General features: G+C 35.8%; 10 protein-coding genes. 4 read left to right on the top strand and 6 right to left on the bottom strand.

Annotated features, from left to right (window positions below):
- Positions 1-4 precede the first annotated feature (4 nt).
- From C7377_RS05150 to megL, 6 genes are all read right to left on the bottom strand, one after another.
- A complete protein-coding gene (locus tag C7377_RS05150; protein ID WP_116496282.1) occupies positions 5-1,042 on the bottom strand; it encodes a nucleoid-associated protein in 1,038 nt (345 codons plus the stop codon).
- Positions 1,043-1,101: 59 nt separating this feature from the next.
- On the bottom strand, positions 1,102-1,521 hold the full coding sequence (locus tag C7377_RS05145) for a hypothetical protein (protein ID WP_116496281.1): 420 nt from the start codon (positions 1,519-1,521) through the stop codon (positions 1,102-1,104).
- A 126-nt stretch (positions 1,522-1,647) separates the two neighbouring features.
- On the bottom strand, positions 1,648-2,328 hold the full coding sequence (locus C7377_RS05140; RefSeq protein ID WP_116496280.1) for a LytR/AlgR family response regulator transcription factor: 681 nt from the start codon (positions 2,326-2,328) through the stop codon (positions 1,648-1,650).
- On the bottom strand, positions 2,321-3,337 hold the full coding sequence (locus C7377_RS05135) for a sensor histidine kinase (RefSeq protein ID WP_165806856.1): 1,017 nt from the start codon (positions 3,335-3,337) through the stop codon (positions 2,321-2,323). The genes C7377_RS05140 and C7377_RS05135 overlap by 8 nt, the downstream gene beginning before the upstream one ends.
- Positions 3,337-4,194, bottom strand: a complete 858-nt coding sequence (locus C7377_RS05130; RefSeq protein WP_116496278.1) for a hypothetical protein — start codon at positions 4,192-4,194, stop codon at positions 3,337-3,339. The genes C7377_RS05135 and C7377_RS05130 overlap by 1 nt, the downstream gene beginning before the upstream one ends.
- A 181-nt stretch (positions 4,195-4,375) precedes the next feature.
- Positions 4,376-5,575 (bottom strand): methionine gamma-lyase, encoded by a 1,200-nt coding sequence (megL, locus tag C7377_RS05125; RefSeq protein WP_116496634.1) that lies wholly within the window; start codon positions 5,573-5,575, stop codon positions 4,376-4,378.
- A gap of 201 nt (positions 5,576-5,776) precedes the next feature.
- On the opposite strand from megL, the gene C7377_RS05120 reads away from it, so the two are divergent.
- From C7377_RS05120 to purH, 4 genes are all read left to right on the top strand, one after another.
- A complete protein-coding gene (locus C7377_RS05120) occupies positions 5,777-8,134 on the top strand; it encodes a transglycosylase domain-containing protein (RefSeq protein WP_116496277.1) in 2,358 nt (785 codons plus the stop codon).
- A gap of 6 nt (positions 8,135-8,140) precedes the next feature.
- Positions 8,141-8,908, top strand: coding sequence for a 16S rRNA (adenine(1518)-N(6)/adenine(1519)-N(6))-dimethyltransferase RsmA (gene rsmA / locus C7377_RS05115; protein WP_116496276.1), 768 nt, complete (start codon positions 8,141-8,143; stop codon positions 8,906-8,908).
- An 18-nt stretch (positions 8,909-8,926) separates the two neighbouring features.
- On the top strand, positions 8,927-10,291 hold the full coding sequence (gene mgtE / locus C7377_RS05110; protein ID WP_116496275.1) for a magnesium transporter: 1,365 nt from the start codon (positions 8,927-8,929) through the stop codon (positions 10,289-10,291).
- Positions 10,292-10,404: 113 nt separating this feature from the next.
- Complete coding sequence (gene purH, locus C7377_RS05105) at positions 10,405-11,934, top strand: bifunctional phosphoribosylaminoimidazolecarboxamide formyltransferase/IMP cyclohydrolase (RefSeq protein WP_116496274.1); 1,530 nt, start codon at positions 10,405-10,407, stop codon at positions 11,932-11,934.
- Positions 11,935-11,973 lie beyond the last annotated feature (39 nt).

The raw sequence follows: 11,973 nt of genomic DNA, 5'->3' as shown, positions 1-11,973 counted from the left end.
TCGACTACTTTTCCTCGTCGAAGTAAATTTTGTAGAATTTGCCTTTGTAGTCTTCGCCGTGTTCTATTTTGGAACGGTCGCCGTGTACGTAGATATGAAAGTTCTTATCTAATTTTATCACACTTTTATAGACACGTTGTTGCTTTTTCACCGCACCTTCAGAGATATTAAAATCATCCGATAACATTAGATCGTGTTCGTTTTGATATTCAGTTCTGTAAGCATCAAAGCTATCAATCACTTCTGGTTGCTGGAGAATTTCTTGCGTAAAATCTTGCATCGTAAATTCTTCCTTGTTTTTGAAAAAATCCATCGTGCGGTTGAGCAAATCGGCTTGATCTACTCGGTTCATTTCAAACTCCTCAGGCAATTGCTTGGTTACATAGTCTTTGTACATTTCCAAAGTGTTAGCGGTCTGATAGTAGTTATCTTCTCGCACTTTGAGTTGCAAGAAATCATCAACCCAATACTGTGCCTCCATATTACGATTCGTATTATCTACTACGGCAACTCTGTATCCATTTTCACTTTCTGTATTGAAGATAAGGCAACCTTTATCCAACTTGTTGATATTGATTCCCTGTTGAGATTCTACTTCAAAATTATCACCTTGTGGATATATTTTCAAAAAGGTCTCTTTATTCTCAGATTTGAATAAACCAACAGCATCTACGCCTTTTTTGTCTATCACGCAATCTTTGAAATAAACTACATAAAACTCCCCTCCTTTTATCTTCGGATGGGTACATTGTTCGTAAAGAAAGGTTGCTAAGTGTTGCGACTGCTCTACTAAACTTTCCGGATTATCAAAAATCTCCGTCACATAGGTATATACTTCATTTAGCTCTAAATCAGAAGAATGCGTAAACTGAAATAACTCTTCCGATTTGAATTTTGACAGAAAGTAGGTTTTAAGCAATTCGCCCGTTTCCTCATCTAATTTCAATGGGAACTTACTATGACGCAGTGCATCTCCATTTTGTTTATTACCCACGTGATGCAAAACCACGCTATGAAAAGTTGCATTATTTAAAAAGTACATCGTTTGCTATTTTCACACAAAGATAGCAAGACAACTTTAGTATCAAATATAAGATGATTTTAAAACCTAACTTCGATAGTTTCTTTATAATTATCTTCCGGATAATTCAATTTCTTCTCATAAACCTGTGTATTATCATTATAAATATGCAATATGTAAGTCATTTTTCTGCTACCCCACTCTTCCTGCATATCCTTAAATCCATTTTCACTCTTAATCCAATAAGGGAAAAATTTAATGATACAGTTAAAATTTTTCTCTTCTGCTACTATCTTATCTAGTGATAAAATAATAGAATTACCTTCTAATTCATAAACTTCTTTCCCTATATCTATACTTAAAAAAGGCTCTATACTTTTATCTTCCTGACATTCAACAGTAACTTTAACAGCATCTTTTGTATTTAGTCTCTCAAAGGAACATCTAAAGTGTTGTAATACGAGTGGGATACTGTCCTCTTTACCATCACACCCAAACAAAAAAGAGGTTAATATTAATAATATTTTTTTATAATTTTATATTAATTTATGAAAACTGTAAAATATAACTCTCTTTATAGATAGACGGCAAAACATTCAAAAGGTTGCGTAAAAAATAGAAAGATTTTATTGTCCTTTCCATTTCTCCAAAAATTCTTCTTTATATTTTCGCCCGATAGGCAAAGCTGTTGCATTACAGTAGGCTTGGTTACCACTTATAAAAGTTATCTTCTCCAGATTTACGACATACGATTTATGAATTTGTAGAAAAGATATTCCGGGAAGTCTTTCGAGCACGCATTTCAAAGTTTCATTCGTGAGTAAAACCGTTTCATCGTAATAGATTTTCACATAATCGCCCAATGCCTCGATGTAAACAATAGAGGCAAAAGGAATTTTGTGTAATGATTTGTCGGACTTTACCCACAAAGCTTCTTGTTTTGTCTCCGTTTGGCGTTCTTTTATTTTATTCACGGCAGTTAAAAATCGCTCAAAAGCAATTGGCTTTAGCAAATAATCTACGGCATTGACCTCAAAGCCCTCTACGGCAAACTCCGGATGTGCCGTCGTGAAAATAACATCAGGTGGATTAGGCAAAGTTTTGTAAAAATCCAAGCCGGAAAGTTGGGGCATGTTAATATCCAAAAACAGTAAATCAACAGGCAATGTTTGAAGTATATCCATCGCCTCCATAGCATTTTTGCAAACTCCTTTTAATTCTAAAATTGGAACCTCCGCCACAAAGCGTTGCAAAATTTTCTGTGCCATAGGCTCATCATCTATGATAAGGCAACTTACTTTAGCCATTGAGATTGATGTTTAGTTTCACTTCAAAAATAACGCCTGTATCTTCCACCACCAAATGATGCTTTTCAGGATAGACAAGATGTAATGTTTCTTCGAGCATTTTCAGTCCTAAACCACCTCCCGATTTCTCTTTTTTTTCATACGAATTTCGGATAATGAAATTCAAAATACCCTCACGACCCCTTAAGTTGATGTGAATAAAATCGCTTTGGCTTTTTGCTCCGTATTTAAAGGCATTCTCTAGTAAAGGCAACAAAAGCATCGGACAAATTTGTTCCTCTTCATTATCTACTTTAATGTTAAAATCTACATCCTCTACAAAAGTTCGTTTTTGCTGAAAGGCAAGGTAATTTTCTAACAACAGAATTTCTTTCTGCAATGAAACTTTCGCTGTATTAGCATCATAAACCACATAACGTAAAATATCCGACAACTGTACGATAGCCTCGGTCGCTTTCTGATTATTTTCTAATGATAGACCATACACCAAATTGAGTGCATTGAATAAAAAGTGAGGATTTAATTGTGAACGTACCAAGGCTAATTCCATCTGTGCCTTCTCTTTCTCCATTTCCAATATTTGGTTTTCTCTTTTCTGCAAATAAAATCCCTCTTCAGCCAATTTCAACAAAGTAACAATGGAAAGAAAAACAGCAAATATAACCAAAAGATCAATCTCTGAATGGTAACTGATGAAAAAATAATTAGGCAATATCTTATCAATAAGAGATGAGAAAAACCATTCATTACATTTGGCAAAAACAACAATATTCAAAAGAAAAGCCAAGACAAACCACACGTATTTTCCCCGCTTCAACAACAAGGGCATTAGCACATATAGATTCAGCAACACAGGCGGAACAAGTGTCAACACAAAGAAAAGCGTATAAATATAATCAATGTCTCCAATGCTTTCAGCATCCTTCGTAAAAGCAAATAACAATACAACGAAAGACAGACACCATACAATGCCGTTAAATAACCAAGGTTGATGTCTGTCGGTTTTCATTATTTTATACGTTTTAAAGCTCGTTTTACTGAAGTTGTCCATTTTTCAGCATCAGGAGAGTCCATATATTTGGCAATAAATTTCTGCAAATCCTCCGAAGAGGCTGTCAATAAAATTTCATCATTTTCTATTCCTATCTTTTCGTGAGCAATACGAATTTTCTTTTGTTCAAATAATTCCTGAATTTTACTTTCAGACAACCAAGCTATTTCTAAATCATCTCCTTTTTTATCTAATTTTGCCAAAGTGTGTATGCCAACATAGTGCATTCCTGCAAAATCACTAAGACCATTTACGCCTTCAATATTAAAGGGGGTAAAATCTAAAAATAATTGACCTTTTATTTTAAACGGAACTGCTAAATAAAACTCTTTATCATTTTTGCCTTTAGTCATAAAGATATAGGCATTTTTATAAATTTCATTTTCTTCTTTACCATTTGAAGTATCTTTCCCTTTAGAAATTGTAACTTTACCATCAACAATAAGCACAGAATCAATTGAGTTACTGAAACCATTCTCAGATTTTTCATTATCACCAAAAATGGCAACTTTTTTACTTTTTACTATCATCTCGCCATTCTTATTGTTCTCTATTTTCTTTAATTTATTTTGGAACTCATCTACTTTTAGTTTTTCATCTGCCACGTCAAACTCCTGTGTTAACAAATTTAAACCTAAAGCTTTTTCCATTGACACAATCTCCCACTCTTGATTTTTATCATCTTTCCACCTTCCAATTAAAGAAGCATCATAGGCTAAAGTATCTTCAGTGTAAAATGGCTTTAAAGACTTCACCACACAACCTGTTAAAAGCACGCCAACAACTACTATCAATAAAAAATTCTTTCGTTTCATGATTTTCTTTTTTTAATGTTTACATAGCAAAAGAAAGCGACAGCTTAAAATTACACAAAACTATTCGATGAACGACATCCTATTCTCGGCAAACGACAGAGAAGACTTTCTATTCTATATTAGACAAAAAGAGCCACCTCTAAAAGAGGTAGCTCTCTAAAATTTACAACGTTTAAAATTATTACAATTGCTCTAAACCTTGTTTTAGGTCTGCAATAATATCATCAGCATCTTCCAATCCTACAGAAATTCTTACTAAGTCTTCAGCAATTCCAGATGCAACACGTTCTTCAGGAGTGTAAGGCGAATGCGTCATACTAGCTGGGTGTTGCACTAAGGTTTCAGTATCTCCAAGACTTACAGCTATGCTACAAAGGCGTAATGAATTTAAAAATTTCTTTCCTCCTTCAAGACCTCCCTTTACTAAGAATGAAATCATTGCTCCGGGTTGGCTCATTTGTTTATTTGCCAGTTCATATTGAGGGAAAGACTTTAAGCCTGGATACAATACCTCACTTACTGCAGAATGACTTTCTAAAAACTCCGCCACTTTTTGTGCATTTTTACAATGCTCATCCATACGGATTTTTAGGGTTTTCATTCCACGACTGATCAAGAAAGCATCAAAAGGACTCATGCTTGCACCCGTCATATCTTTAACACCGACTAAGCGAGCTTGATCAATAAATTCTTTACTACCCACTACAAATCCCGCAATCACGTCTCCGTGACCATTTAAGTATTTTGTTGCAGAATGAATAATCACATCTGCACCTAACTCTAACGGACGTTGTAAATAGGGTGTACTAAAAGTATTGTCAACGAAAACCAAACATTCTGGATTGTTTTTATGTGCCATGTCAGATAGCAACTGAATATCAGACACATACATATTAGGATTTGCTGGGGTTTCAAGATATAGCACTTTGGTGTTTGGACGAAGTGCTTTCTCCACCTCCTCTGGGTAACGAGTGTCTACAAAAGTAACCTCTACACCAAACCTAGTAATACCATGTGATAGGTAAGCAAATGTACATCCATAAAGGGTTTTGGCTGCAACAATATGATCACCAGCATTTACACTTACCCACATAGCAGAAGTAACGGCACCAATACCTGATGATGTTGCTACAGCTACCTCAGCACCTTCAAGCAGTGCTAATTTCTCTTCTACTTGGGTAACACTTGGATTACCTAAACGCGTATAAATATAACCTTCTTCTTCCAAAGCAAAGCGTTTTCCTCCTTGTTCAGCATTATCAAACACAAAGGTTGAGGTCTGGTAAATAGGAGTAGCTAAGGCACCATATTGGTTGCGTATATGTCCGCCATGGATGCTCTGCGAGGCAAACTTCATTTTCTCTAATTGTTCTCTGTTCATGTATAACTTGGGTTTTGGTTTTTGAATTTTTAAATTTGTTCCACACAAAATTAGAAAAGAAATTAATCTCATACGTAAATAATATCAATGCTTTAGAGCATGAAAAAAAATAGTTATCCAAAGCTAAAAGTATTTGTGTAATTTTGCATAAGTATTTAGCAGGATTTTTGTTAAAAAATCTTCTATCAATTCATCAAAAAAATGGTTAAAAAGTCAACTAAAACAAATAAGAAAGAAAAAAAGGGGCATGGCAAGTGGATACGTCGTTTTTGGATTGCATTCACAGTAATTATCCTTTTCGTTGTTGGACTCCTTATCGTTATCGACATGGGCTTATTAGGCTATATGCCCTCAGTTAAAGATCTTTCTGGAAATCAAAACGAATTTGCCTCTGAAGTATATACTGCCGATGGAAAAGCAATTGGTAGGTATGCGTATAAAAGAAATCGAGTCTATTCTGAATATAAAGATATTCCACAGCACTTAGTGGATGCACTCGTAGCCACAGAAGATGAGCGTTTTTACGAACATTCCGGTATTGACGGAAAAGGGGTACTTCGTGCAATAATAAAAATGGGTAAAGATGGTGGCGGAAGTACCATCACTCAACAATTGGCTAAAAACCTATTCCCCAGAGAAAAAAAATTTAGCAAACCCGAATTGGTTCTTCGAAAGCTTAGAGAATGGGTGATGGCGGTAAAATTAGAACGTAACTATACCAAAGAAGAAATTATCACAATGTATCTTAACACCTACGACTTTCTTTACCAAGCTGTAGGAATTAGAATGGCTGCAAAGGTTTACTTTAACAAATCACCAGAAGACCTCAATCTTAATGAGGTTGCTGTTTTAGTAGGAATGTGTAAAAATCCTGCTCTGTACAATCCAAGACTATACATGGATAATGCACTGAATCGAAGAAATGTAGTATTGAATCAAATGCTACGGAATGGGTACATTAATCGTGCTGTATATGACTTGACAAAAACACAACCAATTGTATTGAATTATCAAAAGGAAGATCATAAAAGTGGTACTGGGACTTACCTTAGAGAATATCTGCGAGGTGTCTTAACTGCAAAGAAGCCTGAAAAAGAAAATTACAGAGGTTGGCAACAACAACAATTCTATGAAGATTCTATCCAATGGGAGAATAATCCTCTTTACGGATGGTGTATTAAAAATACGAAACCTGATGGCTCTACTTACAATATCTACGAAGATGGTCTTAAAATCTACACCACTGTAGACTCTCGTATGCAACGCTATGCAGAGGAAGCTATGAGAGAACATATTGGGAAAAATCTACAGCCATTGTTCGATAAACTATCTAGGAATAACAAAACGAAACCCTTCACCGGTATTACACAAAAGGAAATAGATAAGATAATGGAGCGAGGCGTGAAGAATAGTGACCGCTACTATAATCTCCAAGCAGACGGCAAAACGAAAAAAGAAATATTGGACAGTTTTAATAAGGAACAATCCATGTCTATTTTTACATGGGAGGAGCTGAAAGACACTGTCCTTACTCCTTACGACTCTATCCGATACTACAAAGGCTTGCTTCGTGGCGGATTTATGGCAATGGAGCCTGGAACAGGGAAAGTAAAAGCGTATGTAGGCGGTGCAGATTACAGCCACTTTATGTACGATATGGTTACTAAAGGGAAGCGCCAAGTTGGATCAACGTTCAAACCTCTCCTTTATACTGTAGCATTACAAGAAGGCATGAGCCCTTGTGTAAAAACATTAAATGTCCCACAAACTTTTATTTTGCCTGATGGAAATACATGGACTCCTAAAAACTCAGGAAAAGCAAGAGAAGGTGAAATGGTAACACTCAAATGGGGTTTAACGAATTCTGTAAATAACATCACAGCTTGGGTACTAAAACAATTTACTCCTGAGGCAATTGTAAAAGTTGCTAGAAATATGGGAATTGTAAGTCCTTTAGATCCTGTTCCTGCACTTTCCTTAGGAATACCTGATGTTACTGTGAAAGAAATGGTAGGTGCCTACGGTACTTTTGCCAACAAGGGTGTCTATGCAGAGCCTATTTTTGTATCTAGAATTGAAAATAAAAACGGAGACGTTATTGCAGAATTTACAACCAATACACGGGAAGTGATGTCTGAAGAAACAGCCTATACGATGACCGAACTTTTACGTAACGTCGTTCAACAAGGAACAGGACAACGCTTAAGACACCGTTATAAGATTGATGCTCCTTGGGGCGGAAAAACAGGAACTACAGATAACCATTCTGACGGATGGTTTATGAGTCTAAATCCTTATTTGGTTACAGGAACTTGGGTAGGGGGCGAAGATCGCTCTGTTCATTTTCAACAAATAGCCTACGGACAAGGAGCAAACATGGCATTACCAATATTTGGATTATTTATTCAGAAAGTCTATGCTGACGAAACCATAAATATGCCCAGAGACTATTTTACTCCTCCTGTTAGATATAATGTAGATTTGAACTGCGATGATAATCCTGATGAAGAAAATCCAGAGACCATTGAAGAGGAAGAAGTTATTGATTTCGAAATTTAAGAATAGATGGTCACTCCAAAAAAGAAACTCGGACAACATTTTTTAACAGATGAGAATATTGCACAAAAAATCGTAAATGCTTTAGATTTTTCATCTGCTGAAGCGGTGCTAGAAATTGGTCCTGGCACTGGAGTTCTCACACAATGGTTAAAAGATAAAGAAGTTCCATTCTATCTTATCGAAGTAGATACTGAATCTATCGAATACCTAAATGCAACCTATCCCACACTCACCCAAAATCTATTAGAGCAGGATTTTTTGAAGCTTGATTTTGATACTCTTCCCATGAAGAGTTTTTCTATTATTGGAAATTTACCTTACAATATTTCATCGCAAATATTCTTCAAAATACTTGATGCTGTTGAGCGCATACCTCAAATAGTATGCATGATACAATATGAAGTGGCACAGCGTATTAGCTCCCCTCCCAATAACAAACAATATGGAATTTTGAGCGTACTGTTACAAGCATATTACGACATTGAGTTTTTGTTTAAGGTACCGCCTCAAGTTTTCAATCCACCTCCTAAAGTAGATTCTGGGGTCATACGTCTCACCCGGCGTAGTGATTATGAAACAAGCATTAATTGTGATAAACAATTATTTAAAAATGTGGTAAAAACTGGATTTAATCAACGCAGAAAGATGTTGAGTAATTCATTAAAACCTATTTTGGGAGATAAAAAAATTGATAATCACATTATGAACAAGCGTCCAGAGCAATTAGGTGTAGAAGATTTTGTATCTTTGACACGCCTAATCGAAAGTGTTTAACATAAAAACTCTGAACCTATGCAGTTTGTAAAAACCAAAGAATATATAGATCAACTTCAAGCTGCTATTTCTAATGATGATAAAACCGTCATCTTAGGACTTATCAATGATTTACACCCTGCTGATATTGCCGAGATCTTTGATGATTTAACGATTGAAGAGGCAAAGTATATTTTCCTGTTATTAGGTGACGATTTAGCTGCTGACACTCTTACAGAGATAGAGGAAGATAATTTATTACGTTTTATTGAAGTTTTGCCTCCGAAAGCTATTGCGAGTAAATTCATTAAAAGAATGGACTCCGATGATGCGGCTGACGTTCTCGGTCAAATGTCTAATGAGCAGAGAGAAGCGGTACTGGCACAGATTGATGACAGAGAACTCTTGGCAGATATTGTTGATCTTCTTAATTACGAAGAAGACACTGCGGGTGGATTGATGGCAAAGGAGATGGTCATCGTACGAGAGGATGATACTGTAATAGAATGTCTAAAAGAACTGACCAGACAAGCAGAAAATATTGATGAAATCTATTACATCTACGTAGTTAATAATTTTGGCATGTTGAAAGGTGTGCTTACCTTGAAAGATTTAATTCTAAATCGCACCTCCAAAAGTGTTAAAGATATTTACGACCCAAATGTTATTTATGTAAATACAAGTACTCATGAAAATGATGTTGCCAGCATGATGAGTAAGTATGATATGGTAGTACTCCCAGTTGTTGATACTTTAGGCAGACTGGTCGGTCGTATCACCGTTGATGATGTTATTGACATTGCTCGTGAGGAGGCTGATCGCGACTACCAAATGATGTCTGGTTTTGCAGAAGATGTAGAACCCTCAGATAAGCTTGGACGCCAAGTAAGAGCAAGATTACCCTGGCTAGTAATTGGTTTAATTGGTGGAATTTTAAGTTCCGTAATTATTAGCACCTACGAAGGACAGTTGGCTATCCATCCCTCTATGGCATTTTTCTTAACACTGATTGCCGCTATGGGAGGTAATGTGGGAGTACAGTCTTCTGCAATTATTGTTCAAGGGCTTGCTAACAATACTTTAGGAGTAAAAAGTACATTCTCAAGATTATTTAGAGAATTATTGAGTTCCCTAATCATGGGAGCTATATGTGCTTTAGCATTATTTGTTTTCAATTATTTCTTTGGGAGCTCCCAAGCTCTAACTTATGCCGCCTCAGTCGCCTTATTAGTAGTCATGGTATTTGCCTCTATTTTTGGGACGATAGTACCCTTAGCACTCAATAAAGTAAAGATAGACCCAGCCTTGGCAACAGGTCCATTTATTACTACTATAAATGATATCGTTGGATTATTTTGTTACCTTTCCATTGGTAAATTCTTTTTTGATTATTTCGCATTATAATCATTTTATATTGCCAAGTGCATTTATTACCTTTGCAAAACAATTATTTCTCTCTATTTTCTTCCAGAAACAGAGTGTGTATTTTAAAACTCTATAAAGTAAAAAGTTAATAAATGAAAGCTCTCATTAGTGTAAGCGATAAAACAGGAATTGTAGATTTTGCAAAATCTTTAATAAAACTAGGATATGAAATTATTTCCTCAGGAGGAACATGTAAACTCCTGAGAGAAAATGAAATTCCAGCAATAGAAGTTTCGGACTATACAAATTTCCCCGAATGCTTTGAAGGACGAATAAAAACATTACATCCTCGTATTGAAGGTGGTATCTTATTTAAAAGAAATGATAAAGCGCACCAAGAAAGTGCAAAAGATCTTGAAATTGAAGGAATTGATATTGTAGTCTGCAATTTGTATCCATTTAGAGAGACACTCAACGCGGGAGCTTCTCACGAAGATATTATCGAAAATATCGATATTGGGGGACCAACTATGCTACGAGCTGCTGCAAAAAATTATGAAGATGTTGCAGTTGTCATACATCCAGAGGATTATAATACGATTCTTGAAGAATTACAAACCTATAATTCCGTATCGCTAGAAACAAAGGAAAGGCTAGCAGCTAAAGTGTTTAATCATACTGCACATTACGATGCAATGATTGCCTCTTATTTTAATCAGAAACACAATATAAAGGCTCCAGAACAGCTCACACTTACTTTTGATAAAGTTCAAGACTTACGCTATGGAGAAAATCCACACCAATCTGCAGCATATTACAAGCAAATAAAATTAGAAAAGGGATTATTAACCAATGCTAAAAAATTGCACGGGAAAGAACTTTCCTACAATAACATTAGTGATACTAACGGAGGCTTAGAAACATTGAAAGAATTTTCTGAACCTACCATAGTAGCGGTTAAGCATGGAACGGCATGTGGTATTGGTTCTGCGGACACCATCGCAGAGGCATTCTGTAAAGCTTATGAAGCAGACCCAATTTCTATTTTTGGAGGTATTGTTCTTGCTAATAGAGAAATCGATGTCACAACAGCTGAACAAATGAGTAAAATTTTCCTAGAAGTTATTATTGCTCCCAATTACACTGATGATGCACTAAACATTCTTACAAAGAAGAAAAATGTCCGAATTCTTCAACTAGAAAATATAGAGAAAACAATACCAAACTCTACAGTAGCCAAAACAGTATTAGGAGGTTTACTTTTGCAAGATGCTGACCTTGAACTTTACAATGAAGGTTCTTTAGAGGTAGTTACAGAGAAACACCCTACAGATGAAGAAAAGAAAGATTTGCTTTTTGCGTGGAAGATGGTAAAACATACTAAATCAAATGGAATAGCTCTCGCTAAGAACAAACGATCTGTAGGAATCGGTTCGGGTCAAGTAAGCCGAATCGGTGCATTAGAAATAGCAGTAAGACAAGCGGGAGACAAATCAAAAGGAGCTGTTCTTGCTTCTGATGCCTTCTTCCCTTTCCCAGATTGTGTTGAATTGGCTGCTAAAGCTGGCATTACAGCTATCATTCAACCAGGCGGTTCTGTAAAGGATCAGGACTCTATAGATGCTGCAAATAAATTAGGGATAGCGATGATGTTTACTCACCAACGCCATTTTAAACATTAAAAAATGTAAAAAAAGCCTAGTTATATGTTCAATTTTTGT

The organism is Balneicella halophila (assembly GCF_003096835.1).
GTDB classification, from domain to species: domain Bacteria; phylum Bacteroidota; class Bacteroidia; order Bacteroidales; family Balneicellaceae; genus Balneicella; species Balneicella halophila.
This window is presented reverse-complemented; position numbering and strand designations above follow the sequence as displayed.